Origin of the sequence: Afipia broomeae ATCC 49717, assembly GCF_000314675.2 — a bacterium.
Taxonomy (GTDB): domain Bacteria; phylum Pseudomonadota; class Alphaproteobacteria; order Rhizobiales; family Xanthobacteraceae; genus Afipia; species Afipia broomeae.
In genome coordinates, this window is record NZ_KB375282.1 from 278,134 (window position 1) to 301,250 (window position 23,117).

Here is a 23,117-nt window from a genome sequence, read left to right on the forward strand (position 1 = left end):
ACTATTGCCCCAGCCGTTCGATCAGCGCCGGTGCGTGCACCTGATCGGCCTTGTAGTTGCCGGTCAGGGTGTACATCACGATGTTGACGCCGGCGCGGAACGCCATTTCGCGCTGGCGCGGATCGCCCGGCGTCAGCGGCAGCATCGGCAGGCCGTCAGCCCGCATCGCCCATGCACCTGCAAGGTCGTTCGAGGTGATGATGATCGGCGAGACGCCATCACCGCCGCGTGCGGGACGGTCGGCGGCATCTTCATCATCGCCGCGCGGCAGCGTCTCGACCCAGGTCTGTCCCGAGTTGAAGCGGCCGGGAAAATCGCGCAGCAGGTAGAACGTCTTGGTCAGCACGTGCTCGCGCGGCACCGGCTCGAGTTCGGGAATGTCGAGCGATGAGAGAATTTCACGCAGCGTCAGCATGCCGGGCGTCTGTGATTCACCGCCGGGACCCGGCGGCGCCTCGATGGCGTCGCGGGTGTCGAACAGCACCGTACCGCCCTGCTTCATGTAGGCGTCGAGCTTGTTGATGGCGTCCTGCGACGGCTTCGGCGCGCCGGTGATCACCGGCCAGTACACCAGCGGGAAGAACGCGAGTTCATCGCGCGCCGGATCCACGCCGATCGGCTCGCCGGCTTCCAGCGCGGTGCGTTGCGCGAGAAACAGCGTCAGGCCGGACAGGCCGGCCTTCACAATCGAATCCACATCGGCGTTGCCGGTCAGGACATAGGCGAGGCGCGTCTGTGCGACGGCCTTGATGGCGAAGTCGTCATTCGCAGGATTGCTTGCAGGCGGTTTCGCGGGCGCACTCTGGGCTGGAGCTTTGGGAGCCTGCGCATAGGACGGCGAGGGCACTGTACTGACAGATGCAAGCGCGAATGCGATGGCAAGCGCCGCCGCCGTCGCAGTGCGGCGTCTCAGCAATGCAGCGAGCCCGCCGCCAAGAATGGCGACGATGATCGCGTCGATCAGGAACAGCGCCAGCGCCGTGGAGAGCAGGATGCCGCGCAGGTCGCGCGGCTCGGCGTTGGTGTAGGTCGCGCGGCGCGCTTTCAGCGCGGACGTGTCGAGCGGGGCGAGCCGGTCAGCGGCAGCGAGCGCGTTCACTGCGAGCGGACCGTCGGCGGGTCCATAGAGACCGGGCGGATGATCGAGCGAGGCGCGGTCGCGGTAGTCGGCGCGCACCGGCTTTGCGGTGGAGGGCGGCGGACCGAACGCACCGAAGCCGTCGAGGGTGCGGATTGGCGCAACAGTCTCCGCTCCGGCCTCGGCGGCGACACCTGCGCCCACGTTGGCCGTGTAGCCCGACATATCGACGATTCGCCGCAGCATCTCGACAAAGGTGCCAGACAACGGCAGGTCCGACCAGCGCATATCGGCGCTGATGTGGAACAGGGCGAGCATGCCCCTGTCGCGATGTTCGCCGGTCACCAGCGGCGTTCCGTCGGCGAGCGACGCCCAGCTTCGCGAGGCCAGCGCCGGATCGGGTTCGGCCAGCACCTGACGCGTCACCGTAATATCCTTCGGCACGGTGAGGCCCGCGAACGGGCCATCGGCGGCGAACGACGCCAGCGGCTGCGGCTTCTCCCACGTGAGACTGCCGCCCAGGCTGCGCCCGCCGCGCCGCAGTTTCACCGGCACCAGATCGTCGTCACCGGCTGCCAGACGCGGCCCGGCGAAACGCACCAGCACACCGCCCTGCGCGATCCATGTATTGAGGCGGTCGCGGATGTCCGGCGTCAGCGTTCCGACGTCCGCGAGCACGATCATCGGCAGCTTCTGATCCAGAAACTGCCCGATCGCCAGCGCAGGCGAGCCGCGCTCGCCCAGCCGCACGTCGGCGAACGGCGCAAGCGCGCGCGTCAGATAAAAGGTTGAGGCCAGCAGCGGCTGCGCGGTGTCGCTGGTCGCGCCGGAGACGATGCCGATGGCACGGCGGCGCCAGCGCTTGTCGAGCAGTTGCACAGCGCCCGCCGAGCGCTCGCCGGAGACTTCCAGCCGCGTGATGTCGTTGCGCAGCTCCACCGGCAGGTCGAAGCTCGCCTCGGTCTCGCGATCCTGCGCGCCGAATGCAAACTTTGCTTCGCCGATGGGCGAACCCTTCTGGTCCAGTGCGCGGACGAGTCCGGCATCGCCGCCGCCGCTTCCGGCGCGTAGCACCTTCACCGTCATTTTCGCGGCAGCATTCTCGGCCGCGACCAATGCATGCGCAGGCGGACTGCCGCTTTCGAAAATCGTCAGCGTGCGATCCTGAATTGTCTTCGTCAGGCCTTCGGTGAATTCGCTGCCGCGCCCGGTATCGATGCCGTCGTTGAGCCAAACGATTTCACTATCGCCGGTCTTTGCGAGAAAGCGCGCCAGGGCGGGCAGCGCCTCGACGCGCTCGACGGCGTACGGCTTCGGCGCGAACTGGCGCAGCGCCACGCGCGCGGTGCCGGCCGGCATCAGCGTGATGTCGCGCGTCGCATCGGACAGCGGCACCAGCGCCACCGCGCGCCGGTCCGATTCCGCATTGGTGACCAGTTCATCCGCGGTTCTGATGCGGGCATCCCAGTTGGACGCGGCGCTCCAGCCGTCGTCGAGCAGCAGCACCAGTGGCGCGCTGGAGCGCGTCACGCCTTCGCTCGGATTCCAGACCGGACCGGCGGCGGCGAGGATCACCAGCGCAGCGGCGAGCAGGCGCAGCAGTGTCAGCCACCACGGCGTGCGCGACGGAGTTTCTTCCTTCGGCGCGATATCGAACAGCAGGCGCGTCGGCGGAAAATCGATGCGGCGCGGGCGCGGCGGCATCACGCGCAGCAGCCACCATAGTGCGGGAAGGCTCAGCAGGCCCGCCAGCAGCCACGGTTCGGCGAACGAGAGCGGCAGGCCCATCATGAGGTGCGCCCCGCTGTTATAGCGACGCGGCCGGCACTGCCTTTGGTGACCATCATGCCGCTGTGCAGATACAGCAGCAGTTCCGCGGCCGAGCGATCGGTGGTGTGGGTCGAGAACAGCCAGCCGAGCTTGCTGGTTTCCTCGCGGATCGCGGCGCGATGGCCGGCGACGCGCGCGGTGTAATCCCTGGCCCAGGTCTCGGCGCGTCCCGCGGTGATGACCTCGCCGCCCTCGGGCTCGACGAATTCGATGCGGCCGGAATAGGGGAACGTTTCTTCGGCGGGGTCGACGACCTGCAACAGCGTCCCATGGGCGCCGGACGAGGAGAGGCCGCCTAGCATGGCGCGGATGTCACTGAGGGGCGACCAGAAATCCGACAGCACCACGACTTCCGCGAGCGCGGACGGCACGAACGACGGCGGCAGGCTGGATCGGGTGGCGGTGTCGTGCAGGATCGCCTGCGCCATCTTGTCGACGATGTTGCTGCTCGAACTCGGCGACATCAGTCCGGGAATGCCGACACGTTCGCCGCCGGATACCAGGAGATCGGCCAGCGCGAACGTGACCACCAGCGCGCGCTCGAGCTTGCTGTCGCGCGCGGTCTTCGAGGCGAACGCCATCGACTTCGAGCGATCGGGCCACAGCCACACAGTGTGCGCGGCTTCCCACTCCTGCTCGCGGACATAGAGATGATCGTCCCGCGCCGAGCGGCGCCAGTCGACGTTCTGCGAGGCCTCGCCGGAGACGAAGCGGCGGTACTGCCAGAAGTTCTCGCCGGTGCCGGCCCGGCGGCGGCCGTGCAGGCCGTGGATGACGTTGGCCGAAATGCGCCGCGCTTCCAGCACGAGACGCGGCAGCGACGCGGCGAGCGAACGGCTTTCACCATCTGCGCGTCGGACTGCTTCGATCTCCTGGAGTGCAGGTTGCGGCCGTGGTGCCATCAGCCGATCCGTGATTTCAGCTGCTTGATGACGTCGGTCACGGTGCGGCCCTCGGCACGCGACGAGAAGGTCAGCGCCATGCGGTGCTTCAGAACCGGCTCCGCGAGATCGAGCACGTCGTCGATCGAGGGCGCGAGCCGCCCGTCGAGCAATGCGCGTGCACGAACCGCGAGCATCAGCGCCTGGCTGGCGCGCGGTCCCGGTCCCCATGCGATCGACTTGCCGATCTCGCCGCTGTCGTCGCCGGGGCGTGCGGACCGGACGAGAGACAGAATGGCCTCGACCACGGAATCGCCGACCGGCAGACGACGCACCAGCCGCTGCGCGGTAATCAGCGTCTCGGCGGTCATGGCCGCCTTCGCGGCGGTTTGTTCGGCGCCTGTGGTCTCGAACAGGATTCGGCGTTCGGCGTCACGGTCCGGATACTCGACATCGATCTCCATCAGGAAGCGGTCGAGCTGGGCTTCCGGCAGCGGATAGGTGCCTTCCTGCTCCAGCGGGTTCTGCGTGGCGAGCACATGGAACGGTTTTGGCAGATCGTGCCGCGCACCGGCGACCGTGATGTGCTGCTCCTGCATCGCCTGCAACAGAGCCGACTGCGTGCGCGGCGAGGCGCGGTTGATTTCGTCCGCCATCAGAAGCTGCGCGAACACCGGTCCCGAGATGAACCGGAACGAGCGCTTGCCGCTGACGCTCTCGTCGAGCACTTCGGCGCCGAGAATATCGGACGGCATCAGGTCCGGCGTGAACTGCACACGCTTGGCGTCGAGACCGAGGGTGATGCCAAGCGTCTCGACCAGCTTGGTCTTCGCCAGACCGGGAACGCCGATCAGCAATGCGTGACCGCCGGACAGGATCGTCACCAGCGCATTTTCGACCACGCGTTCCTGGCCGAAGATGACAGTCGAGACCGCCTCCCGCGCAGCGCGGATGTTACCCGCGATCTGCTCGGCCGAACGCACGATCACGTCTTCCAGTTTCTCGACACCTTCTGCGCCAGCCATATTCTTCGCTCCTTATCGGGCCGCACGAGGCCGCCTTCGGGGTTCCGCGGACTCACGCCGTGACTTCGGCCCATGCTAAACCGGCGCAAAGGCCATGTATTCTTTTATGTATTCGCCGATTTTGGCTGTCCCCACATTAGCGGGTGGGGGGCTTGAAACTCATCACGATGTGGCGAGTAATCCCGCCGCACTCAGGTATGATTTGTCGGCTATGTCATCGTTCCGGGTTTCTCAGCTTTCGGTTTCAAGGCGTGCACCAATCGTGCCAAACAGAAGCGTCAACGGTCAGGGCAAACAATGGCGAACCAAGGGCAGAAACAGGAGCTGAATCCGGTTCAGCGCCTTGACGGGCTCACCCAGGCGGCGCGCGGTGCTGCGGCGAAAGGCCTGCCGCCGGTTCATCTGTGGAATCCGCCGTTCTGCGGCGATCTCGATATGCGGATCGCGAGCGACGGCACGTGGTTCTATCTTGGGACACCGATCGGGCGTGCGGCGCTGGTAAAGCTGTTTTCCACAATTCTCAAGCGCGAGGACGGCAAGTATTTTCTGGTCACGCCGGTTGAGAAAGTCGGCATCCGCGTCGATGACGTGCCGTTTCTCGCCGTCGAGATGGAGAAGGACGGCGAGGGCGCAGGGCGAACGCTGAGCTTTCGCACCAATGTCGACGAATGGGTGCCATGCGATGGCGCGCACCGGTTGCGCTTCGAGGCCGCGGCAGACGGCGGCCTAACGCCTTACCTCCATGTGCGGTCGGATTTGTGGGCAAAAGTCACACGCGCGCTCTATTATGATCTGGTCGAGATGGGCGAGGTTCGGCTCGTCGATGGCCATGAGATGTTCGGGGTCATGTCCGGCGGCGAGTTCTTCTCGATGGCGGATGCAGCACAGGCGCGAGACCCTGTTTGAGACAAGAGGATTTGGGTTGACCAAAAGTGTTTTGAAGGACGCCGTATCCGCCGGCACCGCGGCTCCGCTCGATATGAGCTCCAGCGAATTTTTTCGCAGGGCGCACGAGCGGCTGAACTTCGATGTGCCGCCGGGATTGACCGACGCCGCGGTGCTGGCGCCGACGGGCGATTTCGGCACCGATGCGATGCTGGAGATCATTGCGAAGGAACGCCCGGTACGGCCGGCGGCGGTTCTCGTTCCGATCGTGGAGCGCGAGGTGCCGACCGTGCTGCTGACCAAGCGCGCCGAACATCTTAACGAACATGCCGGACAGATTTCGTTTCCTGGCGGCAAGATCGATCCGACCGACGCTTCGCCGATGGATGCGGCGCTGCGCGAAGCCGACGAGGAAGTTGGCCTCAAGCAGAATTTCGTCGAGCCGATCGGTTATCTCGATGTGTATGCGACCGGGTTCGGATTCCGCATCCTGCCGACGCTGGCGCGGGTCCGGCCGGGGTTTGAACTGACCATCAACACCAACGAGGTCGATGCCGCGTTCGAAGTGCCGCTGGCGTTCCTGATGGATCCGGTGAATCACAAGCTCGGCAGCAAGGAATTTCGCGGCATGCAGCGCTCGTTCTACGAGATGCCGTTCGAGGAGCATTACATCTGGGGTGCGACCGCAGGCATGCTGCGCGCGCTTTACGAGCGGATTTATCTTGCATGATCCGTCCCGTCCTCACCGAGATCGGAATCTTCCTTGTTCCATTCGCGGTCTATGCGGCGTTTCTGATCGCAAGCCGTTCCGATGTCTGGGTCAAGTCATCGTGGCCGCTGCACATCGTCGGCAAACTGGCGGTGGCCGCGTTCGTGCTGGTTATCGTCAGCCTCATATTGCTGGCGCATTTTTCCGGCGCGCCGCCGGGGTCGACGTACACTCCCGCGCATATCGAGAACGGCAAGCTGATCCGGGGATCTGAGAAATGAACGCCCCGGATTCGCTGCGTGACGCTCCCTGGCTGAGATTAGGCGCGACGGCGCGGGTGCTGACCCTGCTCAATTCCGGCGGCGAGGAGGCGCGGGTAGCAGGGGGCGCGGTGCGTAATGCACTGCTCGGGCTTCCGATCGGCGACATCGACATTGCGACCACGGCCGTGCCGGAGGAAGTGATCCGCCGCGCCAAGCTCGCGCATATCAAGGCGGTGCCGACCGGCGTCGAACACGGCACGGTGACGCTGGTGATCGAAGGCCAGCCGTTTGAAGTGACCACGCTGCGCGAGGATATCGAAACCTTCGGGCGCAAGGCCAGGGTGGCGTTTGGGCGCGACTGGACGCGTGACGCGATGCGCCGCGATTTCACCATCAACGGCCTGACGGTGACGCCTGACGGCACGGTTCATGACGAGGTCGGCGGGCGCGCGGACATCGCGGCACGGCGGGTGCGGTTTATCGGCGAGCCGTCGCAGCGGATTGCGGAGGACTATCTGCGCATCCTGCGTTTCTTCCGCATTCATGCTGCTTACGGTGAGGGCGCACCGGATCGTGCGGGGTACGAGGCCTGTATCGCCGGACGCGACGGGCTTGCGGAACTGTCGGCTGAGCGCATTCGGTTGGAAATGCTGAAGCTGATGGTCGCGAAAGGCGCCGCCGAGGCGCTGGTGGCGATGGATGATGCCGGGCTGCTGCTGCGGCTCACGGCGGGGGTGGTCTATCACGGCGCTTTCGCCAACATGATCGTGGCCGAGCAGCAAATGGGCCTTGCGCCGGATGCCATCCTTCGCCTCGGTGCATTGGCGGTTGCCGTCACCGAAGATGCCAAGCGGCTGTCGCAGCGCTGGCGGCTGTCCAATGCCGAGACCAAGCGCCTCGATTCGATGGGGCATCGCTGGTGGCGCGCGGCGGGAATGGACGAGGCCATCGCGCAGCGGCGGCTGTACCGGCTGGGCGCTGCGCGCTACCGCGACCGGATGATGCTGGCCTGGGCGCGGGCGGGTCGCGATGCGGCTTCCCCATCGTGGCGTGAACTTGCGACACTGCCGGAGCGCTGGACGCCGCCGATGTTCCCGCTCAAGGCTGCGGACTTTATTGCGCGCGGTATCGCCGAAGGCCCGGCGCTCGGTCACGTGCTGACACTGGCCGAGGATGCGTGGCTGGCGTTGCAGTTTCCGCTGGATAGCGCGGCGCTCAAAACCATCGCCGATGACACCGTCGCGAAATTCACGCGGGATCATCGGCTGTAGGGTGAGCCGCCGGATGGTCCCGGCGGCAACATTCAGTGCAATGAGGCTATGGCCTCAGGCGACTTCCGACGTCTTCTTGGCGTGATGGTCGTCGCCTTCGTCTTCGCTCTCTTCGCCGTCCTCGTCGTCTTCTTCTTCGTCCTCATCGTCGGACATATCGATGTGGGCGAGTTCGAGAACCGAAGCCGGAAGCTTCTCGCGGAACAGATCGCCTTCCTCGCCGATCCAGACACACTCGATCATCTCGTCGGTGACCTCGGAAACGGTCAACGCCTGACCGCCTGATTTGAGAACAACGACGTCGCCTGCTTTCAGTCCCATGATCGGCTCCTTGCTGGTGTGAGTAGCGTTCAGCCTAGCCGTGGGTCATGACACGCCGACAAAGAGTAGCCGACAAAACGAAAAAGCCCCGGACAATGTCCGGGGCTTTTGACGTCCAGAAAGGCTTCGGTACTTAGCGAACCGCGCCGAGGAAGTAGCCGAGCACGTCGAACTTGTAGTTCAGGCCGACCTTGGCGGTGTGGATGCCGGGGAGCGAAGTCGTGGTGAAGACTTGAACGCCGCCGTTGCCGTTGAGATTGCCGGTGGTGGTGATGTTGTTGTCGAAGCCGAGATAGAGGTACTCGGCCTTCACGCTCCACTTGGTGTCGAAGGCGTATTCCCAGCCGCCACCGATCGCATAACCGAGGCGGTACTTGCGCTGCATGGTGTCGATGTGGGTGCCGGCCGTTCCGTTGGATGCACCGGTTTCGAAGTCGACCAGCGCGGCGCCGCCCTTGACGTAGATCAGCGAGCGATCGAACGCGTAGCCGAAGCGGGCAGCCCAGATGCTGTAGAGGCCTTCAGCGCGTGTCGTTGCGGTCGTTGTCGCCAGGCCAGCGTAGGTGGTTGCACCCTTGACGCCGATGTAGCCGGTTTCACCTTCGTAGCCGATTACCCAGTTCGGAGCGAACTGCCAGTTGTAGCCGCTGGTGTAGCCGGCGATCACGCTCGAGTCGTAGCTGTAAGAAGCGGCCGGGCCACCGAAGATCGGTGCGCCTGCGCCGGTCACCGGAACGCCGGTTACGGCATCCTTGGCACCGAAGGCGCCCCCGACGTAACCGCCAATTTAACCGCCGGTCCACGAGAAGACCTGCACCGGAGGTGCCTTGCGATAGATCGGCGCAGTGCCGAGATCGGCTGCGGAAGCTGCGCCAGCCAGGCTAACGCCTGCGGCAGCGAGGAGAAGTACAGCAATCTTGCGCATCTGAGCCCCTTAAGAAAACTTCGGTGGCAGTACGATTCCGCCACACCTATGAGCAGCAAAATACGTTGGGGGCTGTCCGGGCTCAAATGGTTTCCGGCCTTTCAGGTGGTATCCGGCACCGTTCTTCGCCGGGTGTGCTATCTCGGTGACACGTCAAAAGCGTCCAAAAGTGCCCGTTTCTTAAGCTTTCGTGAATTTCACCTGAGGACGGAAGCCGTTACGGCCACTTCACCTCGGGCGGCATCGACGACAGGATCGAGTCGACGTTTCCGCCTGTCTTCAGGCCGAAAATGGTCCCGCGGTCATAAAGCAGGTTGAACTCTACATAGCGGCCCCGCCGCACCAGCTGCTCCTGCCGATCCTTGTCGGTCCAGGCGTGTTTGAAATTCCGCCGCACCAGCTCGGGATAGATCCCGGCAAAGGCCCGGCCGACGTCCTGGGTGAAGGCCAGGTCGGCATCCCAGTCCCCCGAATCGAGCCAGTCATAGAAGATGCCGCCGATGCCGCGGGCTTCCTTGCGGTGGGGCAGATAGAAATACTCGTCGCACCAGTTCTTGTACTTGTCGTAGGGCGCGACCGCCGCGTGGGCGTCGCAGGCCGCCTTCATGGCGGCGTGAAAGGCGGTTGTGTCGGGGTCGTCCTGGGTCCGCCGCCGGTCCAGCACCGGCGTCAGGTCGGCGCCGCCGCCGAACCATGCCTTGGTGGTCACCACGAAGCGGGTGTTCATGTGGACCGCGGGCACGTTCGGATTGCGCGGATGGATGATCAGCGAGATGCCCGAAGCCCAGAAGCGCGGATCGTCCGCTGCGCCCGGAATCTGCGCCCGGAATTCCGGCGCGAACTCGCCGTGCACCGTCGAGCAATGCACGCCGGCTTTCTCGAAGAGCCGCCCGCGCAGCACCGACATCACGCCGCCGCCGCCGGGTTTTCCCGAATGGTCGGTGCGATCCCACGGCGTGCGGACGAAACGGCCGGCGTCGCCGGGATAGAGCGCGGACGGCGCGTCGGCCTCGAGTTTTTCCAGCGACAGGCAAATATCGTCACGCAGGTGTTCGAACCACGCGCGGGCCTTTTGCTTGCGCTCTTCGATCATTGTTACAGGCTTTTCCAAGGGGATCGTCTCCATCTAGTGTGGTGGTTTGCAAGTCCGCAACATCCTCGCAGCACGGCCATTTGCGGACTTGCAAACCAAAACCACGCTAGAATTTATAGTTTCTAGTGTCCTTTCGAATTCGAAGTTCGCTCGGAGAGTGCTGCAAGGCGAAGCGAACTTCGAATTCGGGACACTAGGCGGGTGTTTAACCCTGCGGGCCGAAATACGTGCAGCTTTCGTTGCAACTGTCGCGATGGACGCTGACGCGGGTGACCTTGCCGGCGTGCTGAACCCGCTCCCAGATGAAGCGCGTGAGGTTTTCCAGCGTCGGGGCACCCAGCGCCTCGACCTTGTTGAGCAGCTTGTGGTCGAGCATTTTCTGCACCTCGGCCATCCGCTGCTCGAGCACGCCCAGATCCGTCACCATCCCGGTCGCGGGATCGGGTATGCCGCGAATGGAAACCTCGGCGCGGAACGAATGGCCGTGGATTTCGTCACTGGCCTCGCCCAGCGTCGTGCCGGGCAGCGAATGCGCGGCCTCGAAACGGAACGATTTCGTCAATTCCCACATCGGTTGTGTCCGGTTTTACCTGATACCAAGCGTCTTGTGTGTCTGGACGCTGAGCCGCCACTGCGGATGGCGCAAGCAATACGCGATCGCGGCTTGCGTGCTTTGCGCTATGTCAGGTCCGTCCATCGGCTGCAACGAGAACCGCTCGAATTCCAGACCCGCGAAATCCTCAGGTGTGTTCTCCGCCTGCGGATAAACCAGTTTCAGTTCGTGGCCCTTGCGGATGACCAGTTCCGATCCGGCCTTGGGGCTGACGCAGATCCAGTCGAGGCCGGGCGGCGGTTCGATGGTGCCGTTGGTCTCGATGGCGATGGTAAAGCCCTGCGCATGCAGCGCGTCGATCAGCGCGGTATCCACTTGCAGCAACGGCTCGCCGCCGGTCAGCACGGTATAACGATGACCCTCGGGCCCTTGCCACTGTGCGGCAATCGTCGCGGCAAGCTCGTCGGCGTTCGCGTAGCGTCCGCCGAGCGTACCGTCGGTGCCGACGAAATCGGTGTCACAGAACTGGCAGACGGCGCTGGCGCGGTCCTGCTCGCGGCCGGTCCAGAGATTGCAGCCGCTAAAACGGCAGAACACGGCGGTGCGCCCGGCATGGGCGCCTTCGCCTTGCAATGTCAGGAAGATTTCCTTCACCGCGTAACTCAACTCGCCGTTCCTTCTGGCTTTGGCGTGGCTGTGTCCCTTGTCTGCCGGAGCGCCTCGCCCAGCGCCATCGCGACCGTCATCGCCACGTTCAGGGACCGCATTCCGGGCGCGATGGGGATGACCAGCCGCTCGTCGGCGGCGTTTACCACGTCATCGGTGACCCCGGCGGATTCACGGCCGAACAGCAGGATGTCGTTGTCCCGATAGATATGATCGAGATAGGGCGTTGCAGCCTTTGTCGAAAAAAGAAGCAGCCGGCCGCCGGATTTCGCCCGCCACCCCTCGAAGGCGGCCCAGGAATCATGGCGGACGATGGTCACCTGGTCGAGATAATCCATTCCGGCCCGGCGGAAATGCCGGTCGGAAATGGGGAAACCGGCCGGCTCGATGATATGGGCCTCGACGTCCAGGCAGGCGCAGAGCCGCAGAATCGTCCCGGTGTTTTGCGGGATGTCAGGTTGAAAAAGGACAACACGCATCGGGAGCGGCCTTCGGCACCGGTGGAAAACTTCAGGAAAAATCTCCGCCACAGGCGGTTTTAGTGCGTCGCACTAAATGTGCCGATAGCGGGCTTGCGCTCTCCCGGCAAGGGTGCCAATAGATCGATTCTAGATCGTATGTTCTGCCCGGTTGAGTAGGACAAGTGGTCATTCTGCCACCGCGGGGCCCGCGGGCACCGGCTTACTCTCCCGGCGCGTCCGTTGCGTCGAACGGGGATGGGTCCGCCGGTTGCAGTTCGGAAAGGGTTTGCAATCGTGACGTCTTCATCCTCGGCCGAGCCGACACGCCGTGATTTTCTTTATGTAGCGACGGGATCCGTAGCCGCCGTCGGCGCTGCGGCAGTGGCCTGGCCGCTGATCTCCCAGATGAACCCGGACGCCTCGACCATCGCGGCGGGCGCTCCGATCGAAGTCGATCTGACGCCGATCGCGACGGGACAGGACATCAAGGTGTTCTGGCGCGGCAAGCCAATCTACATCATGAACCGCACCAAGAAGCAGATCGACGAGGCGCGCGCCGTTCCGACCGCGAGCCTGCCCGATCCGCAGAGCGACCAGTCGCGCGTCAAGGAAGGCCACGACCAGTGGCTCGTCGTGATCGGTATCTGCACCCATCTCGGCTGTATCCCGATCGCCCATGAAGGCAGCTACGACGGCTTCTTCTGTCCGTGCCACGGATCGCAGTACGATTCGTCCGGCCGCATCCGTCAGGGGCCCGCGCCTGCTAACCTGCCGGTGCCGCCGTACTCCTTCGTCTCCGACACCAAAATCAAAATCGGCTGATTCTTAATCTGACCCGATTGCGTCGCTTCTTCTTTGTCAGGATCGCATCATGAGCGGACCATCGAACTACAACCCGCAAAACCCCGTCTTGAAGTGGGTTGAACGGCGTCTCCCGATCGGGGGACTGATCCACTCGTCCTTCGTTGCCTACCCGACGCCGCGTAACCTCAACTACTGGTGGACGTTCGGCGCGATCCTTTCGATGATGCTCGGCGTGCAGATCATCACCGGCATCATCCTGGCGATGCACTACACCCCGCATGTCGATTTCGCGTTCAAGTCGGTCGAACTGATCGTTCGCGACGTCAACTACGGCTGGCTGCTGCGCTACCTGCACTCCAACGGCGCGTCGATGTTCTTCATCGCCGTCTACATTCATATGTTCCGCGGTCTCTACTACGGGTCGTACAAGGAGCCGCGCGAGGTGCTCTGGATCCTCGGCGTGATCATCTACCTCTTGATGATGGCAACCGGTTTCATGGGCTACGTGCTGCCGTGGGGCCAGATGAGCTTCTGGGGCGCCACCGTCATCACCAACCTGTTCGGCGCGATCCCTTACGTCGGCGACAGCATCGTGACGCTGCTGTGGGGCGGCTACTCGGTCGGCAACCCGACGCTGAACCGCTTCTTCTCGCTGCACTACCTGCTGCCGTTCGTGATCGCCGGCGTCGTCGTGCTGCACATCTGGGCGCTGCACGTCGCAGGTCAGAACAATCCGGCCGGCGTGGAGCCGAAGACCGAGAAGGACGTTGTGCCATTTACGCCTTACGCGACCCTCAAGGACGCGTTCGGCATGTCCTGCTTCCTGCTGTTCTTCGCATGGTTCATTTTCTACATCCCGAACTATCTCGGCGATCCGGACAACTACATCCCGGCCAACCCGGCGGTGACGCCTGCGCACATCGTGCCGGAATGGTACTACCTGCCGTTCTACGCGATCCTGCGTTCGATCCCGAACAAGCTCGCCGGCGTTATCGCGATGTTCTCGGCGATCATTGTGCTGGCGTTCCTGCCGTGGCTCGACAGCGCCAAGACGCGCTCGTCGAAGTATCGTCCGCTCGCCAAGCAGTTCTTCTGGATCTTCGTGGCTGTGTGCATCGGCCTCGGCTATCTCGGCGCCAAGCCGCCTGAAGGCATCTATGTCGTCGCTGGCCGCGTCCTGACGTTCGCTTACTTCGCCTACTTCCTGATCGTGCTGCCGATCCTCAGCCGCATCGAGAAGACGCGTCCGCTGCCGAACTCGATCGCCGAAGACGTGCTGCGCAAGACGGGCAGGACGCCGGTGTCGGCCGTGATCGCGCTTGCGGTCGGCGGCATGCTGATGCTCGGCGGCATGAATAACGCGAAGGCCGAGGAGGGACACGGTCCAACCCCGCCGTCGCTGAAGTGGTCGTTCGCGGGTGCCCTGGGCAAGTTCGATCAGGGCCAGTTGCAGCGCGGCCTCAAGATCTACAAGGAAGTCTGTTCCTCGTGCCACGGACTTTCGTATGTCGCATTCCGCAATCTCGCTGACCCAGGCGGACCGGGCTACTCGACGGCGCAGGCTGCTGCGTTTGCCTCGGAGTACAAGGTCAAGGACGGTCCGAACGACGCAGGCGACATGTTTGAGCGCCCCGGCCGTCCGGCTGACTACTTCCCGTCGCCGTTCCCGAACGAGCAGGCGGCCCGCGCTGCCAACGGCGGCGCCTATCCGCCGGACCTGTCGCTGATCGCCAAGGCGCGCGGCTACGAGCGCGGCTTCCCGCAGTTCGTGATCGACGCGCTGCCGGGTTTCTCGTTCCAGGAGAAGGGCCCGAACTACATCGACGCGCTGTTGCAGGGCTATGAGGAGAAGGCGCCGGCCGGCTTCACGCTGCCTGAGGGGTCGTACTACAACAAGTATTTCCCCGGCCACTCGATCAAGATGCCGAAGCCGCTCAGCGACGGTCAGGTGACGTTCGACGACGGTTCGCCTGCGACCGTGCAGCAGTACGCCAAGGACATCGCCGCATTCCTGATGTGGGCGGCCGAGCCGCATCTCGAGGCCCGCAAGCGCCTCGGTTTGCAGGTCATGATCTTCCTGATCGTGCTGTCGGGCCTGCTGTACTTCACCAAGAAGAAGGTCTGGGCTGACGCTCACTGAGCCTTCTTGAGATGAGAGTTGCGAAAGGCCCCCGCTGCGGGGGCCTTTTTGCTGCGTGAATGCTTCATTGCAGCAATGTGCGCTCCACTAGCGTCGGGTGATCCGCTCAACTAACCTTATCGATCAAGGCTGAGGGACATATGACGGGCGCACCGATCGACGGCATTCTGCTCAACATCAATCCGACGGGACAGCTTGTCCTCGGCGGCGTGCTGGCGCTGATCATCTACGGCGTGGCGCTTGATCTGCGCATCGGCGATTTCATTGAAGTGTTCCGCCGCCCGGTTGCGCCGGTCTCCGGTCTGCTGGCGCAGCTTGCGGTGCTGCCTGCGGTGACATGGGCGATCACCATGCTGCTGAAGCCGCAGCCGAGCATCGCGCTCGGCATGATCGTGGTGGCGGCCTGTCCGGGTGGCAACATTTCCAACCTGATCACGCACATGGCGCGCGGCAACACCGCGCTCTCGATCAGCATGACCGCGATGTCGAGCCTGCTCGCCATCGTGACCACGCCGCTCAACATCATCTTCTGGGCAGGACTTAACCCGGACACCAATGCATTGCTGCGGCAGGTGAGCATCGAGCCGCTGTCGTTCCTCGGCTCGACCATGCTTATCCTCGGCATTCCGATGATGCTGGGGCTGGCCACAGTGCATTACTGGCCGCGCCTCGGTCACCTGTTGCGCCGGCCGCTGCAGATCCTGTCGTTCCTGTTTCTGGTGGCCTTCATCGGCGGCGCGATCTTCACCAATGCGCGTTATCTGACGACCTTCGTGCAATCGATCCTGCCGTTCGTCATCCTGCACAACGCCATCGCCATCGGGCTCGGCTGGGGCACGGCGAAGCTGCTGCGGCTCAGCGGCTATGACACCCGCGCGATGACCATCGAGGTCAGCATGCACAATTCGGGGCTGGGCCTCGCGCTGATCCTCAATCAGTTCGACGGCATCGGCGGCGCGGCGCTGGTGGCTGCGGGATGGGGCGTCTGGCATCTGATTTCCGGATGGGCGCTGGCGGCATGGTGGAAGCGCCGCGATCCGCATCCGCGCGAGAGTCAGATCCCTCGTACGGACACGGCGGAATGAGCGACGCCCACGCAGGACAATACGCCATGAACGGCGGCGTGCTGGTCACCGGCGCTGCCGGTTTCATCGGCAAATCGCTGATCGCCGAACTGGCGCGCGTCAATCTGAATTCGGAGATCATCGCGCTCGATATGCGCGAGGTTGTCGCCGATGAGCGGCTTCCCAACGTCACTTATCTGACGGGCGATGTCCGCGATCCCGCGCTCAGGGAAATTTTTCAGGCGCGCCGTCCGCAGACCGTGGTGCATCTCGCGTCGGTCGTCGCGGTCGGCGGAGATCCGCAGCGCGACTGGGAAATCGACGTGCTCGGCACCAAGAACGTGCTGCAAGCGTCACTCGATGCCGGCGTCGAGCATCTGATCGTCACTTCAAGCGGCTCGGCCTACGGCTATCACGCGGATAATCCGGTGCCGCTGCGTGAAAGCGATCCGCTGCGCGGCAATGCGGATTTCCCCTACGCGCGTAACAAGCGCGAGGTCGAGGAAATGCTGATCGAGTGGCACGACCTTTACCCGGATCTTCAGCAGACCGTGTTCCGTCCCTGCACGGTGCTGGGGCCCACGACCAACAACCAGATCACCGCGCTCTTCGAGCGGCCGGTGGTGATGGGCGTCAGCGGCACCGCCACGCCGTTCTCGCTGATCGCCGACAGCGATGTGGTCGACGCACTGGTGCAAGCCGTGCGGGAGCCGAAACCTGGCACCTACAATCTCGCCGGTGACGGCACGCTCAGCCTGCGCGAGATCGCCGAACTCAATCACCGGCCCTATGTTTCGATCCCGCCATCGCTTCTGAAGTCCGCGCTGTGGCTGCTGCATCTGCTGCGCATCACCAAGCTCGGGCCGGGCCATGCCAAGTTCATCCAGTACCGGCCGGTGCTGTCCAACGACAAGCTGAAAGCCGAGTTTGGATTCACGCCGCGCTATGATGCGCGCAAGGTGTTCGAGCGTTATCGCGACGGCCGCGAGGAGCTGAGGAGATGACGACACTCGTCATCGGTGCGGGCCCCGCGGGCCTTGCCGCCGTCAGGAGCCTCAAGCAGGCCGATCTGCCGGTGAAGTGCGTGGAGAGGAACGCCGATGTCGGCGGGCAGTGGCTGTATGGCGCGGCGCCAAGCGCGGTCTACGCCTCTACGCATCTGATTTCCTCAAAGCGCACCACCGCCTATGCGGATTTCCCGATGCCGGAGGACTGGCCCGCCTATCCGGGCCACGAGCGTGTATTGGAATATTTCAAGTCGTTCGCGAAACATTTCGATCTCTATCCCTCGATCCGTTTCAATACCGAAGTCAGCAAGATCGAGCAGCGGGACGGAAGCTGGCGCGCCACCTTCGATGACGGCACCGCAGACGACTATGAAAGCGTCATCTTCGCCAACGGCCATCTCAGCGATCCCCTGATGCCGAAGATTCCGGGCGAATTCAGCGGCAAGCTGATGCACGCGAAGGACTACAAGACGGCCGACATCTTCGAAGGCAAGCGTGTGCTCGTCGTCGGCATGGGCAATACCGGTTGCGACATCGTTGTCGATGCCATTCACCGTGCCAAGCAGGTGCTGTGGAGCGTGCGCGGCGGCAATCATTTCGTGCCGAAGTTTCTCGCCGGAAAGCCGGCGGACGAGGGCAACCACAAGCCGAAGCGTTTCATCATTCCCAAACGCCTGCGCTCGATGCTGCATGAGCCGATCCTGCGGTTTCTGGTGGGGCCGCCGGAGCGCTTCGGCCTGCCGAAGCCCGAGCACCGGCTTTATGACAAGACGCCGATCGTGAACTCGCTCGTGCTCCAGCATCTGGGGCAGGGCGATGTCGCGTTGCGCAAGCCGATCAAGGAATTCCGCGGCGACACGGTTGTCTTTACCGATGGGCAGGAAGATCAGGTCGATCTGGTGCTGCTTGCGACAGGCTACGAGATCACGTTTCCGTTTCTTGAAGACCTCACCGAACTGAACTGGCAGCCGGAGAAAGGCGCGCCGCGTCTCTATCTCAACATTTTCCCGTCACGTCCGAACGGTCTTTATGTCGCCGGGCTGCTCGAAGGCGCCGGTGTCGGCTGGCCGGGCCGTGCTTTGCAAACCGATCTGATCGCGGCCTATATCAAGGCGCAAAAGGAAAGCCCCGATACGATCGCAGATTTCCGCGACAAGATCGCCGCCTATCACACACGGCCGGTCGCCAAGGATCGCGGGGAACACGGAATTTTCGTCGACTTCCTGCAATACAAACGTGATCTTCAGAAAGCCATCGCGAGCTTGAGCGTTGCTTCGACCGCGGTATAAGACACTCAAATTTCTCGGAGGACATCATGGGCACCACCATTACTTTCAAACGTCCCGACGGCAAGGACGCAACCGGCTATCTCGCCAACGCCGCGCGCGGCAACGCGCCGGGCGTCGTCGTCATTCAGGAATGGTGGGGTCTTCAGGATCAAATCAAGGGGCTGTGCGATCGCTTCGCAGTGGCCGGATTCGATGCGCTTGCGCCCGACCTCTACAATGGTGTGGTCGTGCCGTATCACGATACGGATGCCGCCAACAAAGAAATGGGCTCGCTTGATTTCATGGATGCCACGAAGCAGACCGTGCGCGGCGCTGCGCAATATCTCGCACGCAATGGCGCCAAGGTCGGTCTCACCGGCTTTTGTCTTGGTGGCGCGGTAACCGTGATCGGCTCAACCGTTATTCCGGAACTGGCTGCCGGCGTGGCATTCTATGGCATCCCGCCGGAGCAAGCCGCCAAGCCCGCCGACGTGAAGATTCCGTTGCAGGGGCATTTCGCCAATCGTGACGACTGGTGCACGCCGCAGGTGGTCGATGCGTTCGAGAAGGGGCTGAAGGCCGCCGGCAAAACTTATGAGTTCTTCCGCTATGACGCCGATCATGCCTTCGTCAACGAACAGCGGATGTCTGTTCATGACCGCCAGGCCGCAGAACTTGCCTGGGGCCGCGCCACGGATTTCTTCAAAAAGCATTTGGGATGAACGTCACCATCTCCGACCTGCGGCAGCAGCCGGCGTTTTTCGACGCGGTTGCTGACCGCATCTGGCGGGCATGGTGGAAGGAGCGGGGCTTTTCGGCGGATTACATCGCCGGACGCCTGCGCGAAAATATGAATCCGTCACCGATCCCGTTCGCGCTGGTGGCACACCGGGATGAGACCTTTTTCGGGACGGCCTCGGTCATTGCCGCCGACCTTGAGGAGCGCCCGCAATACTCGCCCTGGGTGGCGGCGGTCTGGGTCGATCCGAAATACCGGATGCAGGAGATCGGCTCCGCGCTGGTCGCGCGCGCCGTCAGTGACGTCTTCGCGCTCAATTTCAGACGGGTCTATCTGTGCGCCGAAAAAGAACGTCGGCGGTTCTATATCCGGCAGGATTGGCTTCCAATCGAGGAGGACGTTGGCGAGCGACACCTGACAGTTTTCGTCAAGGGTTCAACACCGCCGAAATGAACTCGCGACTTGATCCTTGATTGATACAGATGATTGAAACGGAATCGCGAACGTCGCTGATGCGGGCGACAGAATGATGAAATTTTGCGCCTGGCAAAGCCGCGATTTTCCGTTGTGTTGAAATTATACGTTATGCATTGTGCGCAGACTGGATTACCTCATGGCTCAGCCAGAGGCCGGCTCCGAACGGGGATTGAGGATGGCAGGCAACAAGGTAGTGCAGCCGGTGATCGGCATTCTTGCACTCGGTGCGTTGGGAGTCATTCTGTGGATCGCAACGCGTGCGCCCCCTCTCACCGTACAGGGTGAAGTCACGGCGGACCGCGTCGATGTCAGTCCGCGTGTTTCCGGACGCATCATCAAGCTCGGCGCCGATGTCGGCAGTTCCGTCGAGAAAGGCGCGATGCTCGCTGAGCTTGAAAGCCCGCAGCTTGTCGCGGCATTGATCGGGGCAAAGGCCGCGCTGGGTGTTGCTGAAGCGGACCTCGCGCGCATCAACAGCACGCGGCCAGAAACCATCGCGGCCCGCAAGGCTGAGGTTGCTGCTGCCGATGCCGACGTGACGCTGGCGCAGGAAACCTACAACCGTCAGGCCGAACTGGCCCGCTCCGGCAACACGCCGCAGTCGCGCGTCGATGAAGCCACCCGCAATCTCGAAGCCGCGATCCGCAAGCGTGAATCGGCGCAGGCGGCGGCGCAGCTTGCCGAAACGGGCGCCAGCAAGGAGGAAAAGGCGCTGGCGGGCGCGCAAGTCAAGCAGGCCGAGGCGGCGCTCAACCAGCGCGACGTGGACGTCAAGGAACTGCATGTCGTTGCGCCGATCTCGGGGCAGGTGACGACACGTGTCGCGGCCATCGGCGAGAACTTCAGCGCGGGCGCGCCGCTGTTCTCCCTGATCGATCTGAAGAACGTCTGGTTCACCTTCAATCTGCGCGAGGACCTTCTCGCCGGTCTGAAAATTGGCGACACCTTCGAGGTCACCGTGCCCGCGCTCAAATCGGCAGTGATTCCGGTCCGTGTCACCATGATCAACGTGCAGGGCCAGTACGCGACCTGGCGTGCGACGCGTGCAACGGGTGATTTCGATCTGCGGACATTCGAGGTTCGCTCTGTGCCGGTGAACCCCGTCGAAGGTTTGCGGCCGGGCATGAGCGCGATCGCGGCATGGGCCGCGCGAGGCCGCTGATATGTTGTCGCGCCGAAACCTGAAACCGGGTTTCTGGCTGGTGTTCTGGCGTGAACTGACGTGGCTTCGCCGCCGCAAGTTCCTGCTGGTCCTGTCGACCATCCTGCCGATCGCGCTGATGGCGGTGCTGACGCTGGTGTTCAGTGCCGGTCTCGCCACCCGTCTTCCAATCGCCGTGCTTGATCTCGACGGTTCGGATCTGTCGCGCACCATCATCCGCATGGTCGATGCAACGCCCGACACCGCGGTCGCCCAGCATGTGGGTGATCTTGCGGAAGGCCGCAAGCTTCTCATCGAGGGCAAGGTGCACGGCTTCCTGATGCTGCCGCTGCATCTGGAACGGGACGTCACTGCCGGGCGCCGTCCCGAGGTCGTATTTTTCTACAACACGCAGACACTGACCACGGGAAATCTTGTGGTCCGCGGAATCTCTGCGGCGTTGCCCACCGCCGCTGCGGGCATTCGCCTCTCGCTGCGGACGGGGCAGGGACAGGCCTCTGATCTGGCACAGGCCGATCTGACGCCGATCCCGGTTCAGATTCATCCGTTGTTCAATCCGACGTTGAACTACGTGCACTTCCTGCTCGCGGCCCTGATTCCCAGTGTGCTGCAGATCATCATCATCACCGCTTCCGCCTACTCCGTGGGATTGGACGTCGAGACCCCGCACCGGCTGCGCATCCTGCGCCGGCTTGGCGGGGGGCTGTGGCCGGCCATGGCGGGAAAAATACTGCCACTCACCCTCGTCTTTCTGGCCGTGCTCGGTCTGTCGGATCTGTGGCTGTTCGGCTATTTCGACCTGCCGTTGCACGGTAGCCGCTGGCTCCTCCTGTCGGCCGGGCTGTTGTTTATCCTTGCGTGTCAGATGTTCGGTGCATTGCTGGCGCTTCTGTTGCGCTCGACCCCGAGCGCGATCAGCATCGCGACGCTGCTCACGTCGCCGGCTTTCGGTTACATGGGTATCGGCTTTCCGCGGCTCGCCATGAATTCCTTTGCTTATGGCTTTGGCGCGCTGCTGCCGGGCACCTGGTATCTCATGGCGCGCATCGATCAGACCGTGCGCGGTACGCCGTCCGACCTGTCGCTGAAGCCGATCCTGATCCTTCTCGCGTTCGTGGTGAGCCTTGTCATCCTGGCGGCGTGGCGGCTCGACAGCATGCGGTCGCGTACTGATCCTGCGCCATCAGGACCGTCGCCTGCGCTTGAGGGGGCGACGTCATGAACGCGCTGCTTGCCGTGTACTGTGACGAGTTCAGGCGCATCTTTGCGCTGAAGCCGGTGTGGTCGGTTCTGATCGGGGCGGTGCTGATCTATGCCGCGTTCTATCCGCAGCCCTATGTCAATGAGGCGCTGCGCAATGTCCCGATCGCAGTGGTCGACAACGACGGCACGGCCAGCAGCCGAGAGCTGGCGCGCCTGATCGACGCGACGCCGGATATTCATGTGGCCATGACACTGCCTGATTTTGTCACGGCGGAACGTGAAGTCTACACACGCAGGATTTTTGGCGTCCTTGTTATTCCGCAATACTTCGAGCGCGATCTTCTGCACGGTCGCCCGTCACCTGTCGCGCTCTATAGCGATGCCAGCTACTTCCTGATGCATCAGCGAATCTCTGCCGGCGTCACTTCGGTGTCGCGCACTTTCGGCGCACAGGTCGAAGCGACGCGGCTCGTCGGATTTGGCATCGATCCCGTGATCGCCTCGGCGGTCACTGATCCGCTGCCGCTGACATCGGTGCCGCTGTTCAATCCGCAGGGAGGCTACGCCACCTATGTGCTGCCCGCGGCGTTCGTTCTCATCCTGCAACAGACGTTGCTTGTCGCAGTCGGGCTGCTCGGGACGCTGCCGGGCGCCCGCCTTTCGTCCGGCGAGAGCGCCAATGCCGGCCCGGTCACGAAGGTCGTGGGCCGGCTGTTGGCCTATCTGACGGTGGAGGCGGTCGTTGTGCCGCTCTATTTGATCGCGCTTCCGTACTTTTATGGGGTGCCGCGTCTGGGTTCCTTGGCGGCTCAGTTGTTTTTCGCCATTCCTTTCGTGCTGTCGACCAGCGCGCTCGGCCTTGTGATTGCTGCGTGGCTGCGCAATCCGCTTATGGTTCAGCTCGTTCTGGCGGCCATCGGCTTGCCGTTCTTTTTCCTCGCCGGGTTCGCCTGGCCGGTGGAGGCGATCCCGCCGGCGGTTCATGCCGTTTCCCTTCTGGTCCCCAGCACGTCGGCCATTAGTGCGCTGGTAAGAATCGGGCAACTCGGGGCATCCCTCCACGAGGTCCAGCCTGCGCTTTGGACCCTGTGGGGGCTGACCCTGTTCTACGGAGCCCTTGCCGTCCTGATCGAGGCCAGAGCGACCCGGCCCCAAAGATAGGCCCAAGGATAGGCCCGGGACGCCAGTCCCGGCCGCTGCGGAATCGTGACTTTGAGGCGCTTGACTTCGCCCGCTCCGGATGGTGTTTTGCCCCCATGAGCACCCTCTCCAGCCCGACCCGTCTCTGGTGG

General features: G+C 63.4%; 24 protein-coding genes. 14 read left to right on the forward strand and 10 right to left on the reverse strand.

Translation table 11 applies throughout. From position 1 onward, the window contains the following. Nucleotide 1: 1 nt before the first annotated feature. The 3 genes from HMPREF9695_RS01375 to HMPREF9695_RS01385 are packed head-to-tail and all read right to left on the reverse strand — an operon-like array spanning nucleotide 2 to nucleotide 4,814. Nucleotides 2–2,869 (reverse strand): DUF4159 domain-containing protein, encoded by a 2,868-nt coding sequence (locus HMPREF9695_RS01375; protein WP_006018968.1) that lies wholly within the window; start codon nucleotides 2,867–2,869, stop codon nucleotides 2–4. After that, entirely contained in the window at nucleotides 2,866–3,810 is a 945-nt protein-coding gene (locus HMPREF9695_RS01380; RefSeq protein ID WP_006018969.1) for a DUF58 domain-containing protein, read from the reverse strand. The genes HMPREF9695_RS01375 and HMPREF9695_RS01380 overlap by 4 nt, the downstream gene beginning before the upstream one ends. Next, nucleotides 3,810–4,814: an AAA family ATPase gene (locus tag HMPREF9695_RS01385; RefSeq protein ID WP_006018970.1), complete on the reverse strand. Its 1,005-nt coding sequence runs from the start codon at nucleotides 4,812–4,814 to the stop codon at nucleotides 3,810–3,812. Before HMPREF9695_RS01385 ends, HMPREF9695_RS01380 begins: the two co-directional genes overlap by 1 nt. 297 nt (nucleotides 4,815–5,111) lie before the next feature. On the opposite strand from HMPREF9695_RS01385, the gene HMPREF9695_RS01390 reads away from it, so the two are divergent. From HMPREF9695_RS01390 to HMPREF9695_RS01405, 4 genes are read left to right on the forward strand one after another with little or no spacing between them, the layout of a single operon-like run. Next, nucleotides 5,112–5,720 carry a DUF1285 domain-containing protein gene (locus HMPREF9695_RS01390; protein ID WP_006018971.1) on the forward strand — a complete coding sequence of 203 codons (609 nt, stop codon included), beginning with the start codon at nucleotides 5,112–5,114 and terminating at the stop codon, nucleotides 5,718–5,720. A gap of 16 nt (nucleotides 5,721–5,736) precedes the next feature. Further along, entirely contained in the window at nucleotides 5,737–6,429 is a 693-nt protein-coding gene (locus HMPREF9695_RS01395) for a CoA pyrophosphatase (RefSeq protein WP_006018972.1), read from the forward strand. After that, nucleotides 6,426–6,689 carry a DUF6111 family protein gene (locus tag HMPREF9695_RS01400; protein ID WP_006018973.1) on the forward strand — a complete coding sequence of 88 codons (264 nt, stop codon included), beginning with the start codon at nucleotides 6,426–6,428 and terminating at the stop codon, nucleotides 6,687–6,689. Before HMPREF9695_RS01395 ends, HMPREF9695_RS01400 begins: the two co-directional genes overlap by 4 nt. Continuing rightward, nucleotides 6,686–7,942 carry a CCA tRNA nucleotidyltransferase gene (locus HMPREF9695_RS01405; RefSeq protein ID WP_006018974.1) on the forward strand — a complete coding sequence of 419 codons (1,257 nt, stop codon included), beginning with the start codon at nucleotides 6,686–6,688 and terminating at the stop codon, nucleotides 7,940–7,942. Before HMPREF9695_RS01400 ends, HMPREF9695_RS01405 begins: the two co-directional genes overlap by 4 nt. 54 nt (nucleotides 7,943–7,996) lie before the next feature. Here the strand turns inward: HMPREF9695_RS01405 and HMPREF9695_RS01410 are convergent, their stop codons facing one another. The 7 genes from HMPREF9695_RS01410 to HMPREF9695_RS01435 form a co-directional block, all read right to left on the reverse strand. After that, nucleotides 7,997–8,263, reverse strand: coding sequence for a YodC family protein (locus HMPREF9695_RS01410; protein ID WP_006018975.1), 267 nt, complete (start codon nucleotides 8,261–8,263; stop codon nucleotides 7,997–7,999). A gap of 133 nt (nucleotides 8,264–8,396) precedes the next feature. After that, nucleotides 8,397–8,993, reverse strand: a complete 597-nt coding sequence (locus tag HMPREF9695_RS01415; RefSeq protein WP_006018976.1) for an outer membrane protein — start codon at nucleotides 8,991–8,993, stop codon at nucleotides 8,397–8,399. 57 nt (nucleotides 8,994–9,050) lie between these two features. Continuing rightward, nucleotides 9,051–9,188: a hypothetical protein gene (locus tag HMPREF9695_RS26800; RefSeq protein WP_006018977.1), complete on the reverse strand. Its 138-nt coding sequence runs from the start codon at nucleotides 9,186–9,188 to the stop codon at nucleotides 9,051–9,053. Nucleotides 9,189–9,405: 217 nt separating this feature from the next. Beyond that, nucleotides 9,406–10,281: an oxygen-dependent coproporphyrinogen oxidase gene (gene hemF, locus HMPREF9695_RS01420; RefSeq protein WP_208856376.1), complete on the reverse strand. Its 876-nt coding sequence runs from the start codon at nucleotides 10,279–10,281 to the stop codon at nucleotides 9,406–9,408. Nucleotides 10,282–10,486: 205 nt separating this feature from the next. Beyond that, nucleotides 10,487–10,852, reverse strand: coding sequence for a 6-pyruvoyl trahydropterin synthase family protein (locus tag HMPREF9695_RS01425; RefSeq protein ID WP_006018979.1), 366 nt, complete (start codon nucleotides 10,850–10,852; stop codon nucleotides 10,487–10,489). 15 nt (nucleotides 10,853–10,867) lie between these two features. Continuing rightward, on the reverse strand, nucleotides 10,868–11,500 hold the full coding sequence (gene queE, locus HMPREF9695_RS01430) for a 7-carboxy-7-deazaguanine synthase (RefSeq protein WP_006018980.1): 633 nt from the start codon (nucleotides 11,498–11,500) through the stop codon (nucleotides 10,868–10,870). Beyond that, nucleotides 11,497–11,979, reverse strand: a complete 483-nt coding sequence (locus tag HMPREF9695_RS01435; RefSeq protein ID WP_006018981.1) for a tRNA (cytidine(34)-2'-O)-methyltransferase — start codon at nucleotides 11,977–11,979, stop codon at nucleotides 11,497–11,499. The genes queE and HMPREF9695_RS01435 overlap by 4 nt, the downstream gene beginning before the upstream one ends. Nucleotides 11,980–12,252: 273 nt before the next feature. Between HMPREF9695_RS01435 and petA the strand changes: the two genes are divergently transcribed. The 10 genes from petA to HMPREF9695_RS01485 all read left to right on the forward strand — a co-directional run bounded on the left by petA (nucleotide 12,253) and on the right by HMPREF9695_RS01485 (nucleotide 22,986). Then, the gene (gene petA / locus HMPREF9695_RS01440; RefSeq protein ID WP_283804974.1) at nucleotides 12,253–12,783 is read left to right on the forward strand and encodes a ubiquinol-cytochrome c reductase iron-sulfur subunit; all 531 of its coding nucleotides are present in this window, start codon (nucleotides 12,253–12,255) and stop codon (nucleotides 12,781–12,783) included. Between the two features lie 49 nt (nucleotides 12,784–12,832). After that, nucleotides 12,833–14,905 (forward strand): cytochrome c1, encoded by a 2,073-nt coding sequence (locus HMPREF9695_RS01445; RefSeq protein ID WP_006018984.1) that lies wholly within the window; start codon nucleotides 12,833–12,835, stop codon nucleotides 14,903–14,905. A gap of 140 nt (nucleotides 14,906–15,045) precedes the next feature. After that, the gene (locus tag HMPREF9695_RS01450) at nucleotides 15,046–15,990 is read left to right on the forward strand and encodes a bile acid:sodium symporter family protein (RefSeq protein WP_006018986.1); all 945 of its coding nucleotides are present in this window, start codon (nucleotides 15,046–15,048) and stop codon (nucleotides 15,988–15,990) included. Further along, entirely contained in the window at nucleotides 15,987–16,973 is a 987-nt protein-coding gene (locus HMPREF9695_RS01455; protein ID WP_041710996.1) for an SDR family oxidoreductase, read from the forward strand. Before HMPREF9695_RS01450 ends, HMPREF9695_RS01455 begins: the two co-directional genes overlap by 4 nt. Continuing rightward, nucleotides 16,970–18,265, forward strand: a complete 1,296-nt coding sequence (locus HMPREF9695_RS01460; protein ID WP_006018988.1) for a flavin-containing monooxygenase — start codon at nucleotides 16,970–16,972, stop codon at nucleotides 18,263–18,265. Before HMPREF9695_RS01455 ends, HMPREF9695_RS01460 begins: the two co-directional genes overlap by 4 nt. 26 nt (nucleotides 18,266–18,291) lie before the next feature. Continuing rightward, complete coding sequence (locus HMPREF9695_RS01465) at nucleotides 18,292–18,966, forward strand: dienelactone hydrolase family protein (RefSeq protein ID WP_006018989.1); 675 nt, start codon at nucleotides 18,292–18,294, stop codon at nucleotides 18,964–18,966. Next, nucleotides 18,963–19,436 carry a GNAT family N-acetyltransferase gene (locus HMPREF9695_RS01470; protein ID WP_006018991.1) on the forward strand — a complete coding sequence of 158 codons (474 nt, stop codon included), beginning with the start codon at nucleotides 18,963–18,965 and terminating at the stop codon, nucleotides 19,434–19,436. The genes HMPREF9695_RS01465 and HMPREF9695_RS01470 overlap by 4 nt, the downstream gene beginning before the upstream one ends. 199 nt (nucleotides 19,437–19,635) lie before the next feature. Continuing rightward, a complete protein-coding gene (locus tag HMPREF9695_RS01475; protein WP_041710999.1) occupies nucleotides 19,636–20,622 on the forward strand; it encodes an HlyD family secretion protein in 987 nt (328 codons plus the stop codon). Nucleotide 20,623: 1 nt separating this feature from the next. Further along, a complete protein-coding gene (locus tag HMPREF9695_RS01480) occupies nucleotides 20,624–21,844 on the forward strand; it encodes an ABC transporter permease (RefSeq protein ID WP_006018993.1) in 1,221 nt (406 codons plus the stop codon). Next, nucleotides 21,841–22,986: an ABC transporter permease gene (locus tag HMPREF9695_RS01485; protein WP_006018994.1), complete on the forward strand. Its 1,146-nt coding sequence runs from the start codon at nucleotides 21,841–21,843 to the stop codon at nucleotides 22,984–22,986. Before HMPREF9695_RS01480 ends, HMPREF9695_RS01485 begins: the two co-directional genes overlap by 4 nt. Nucleotides 22,987–23,117: the final 131 nt, after the last annotated feature.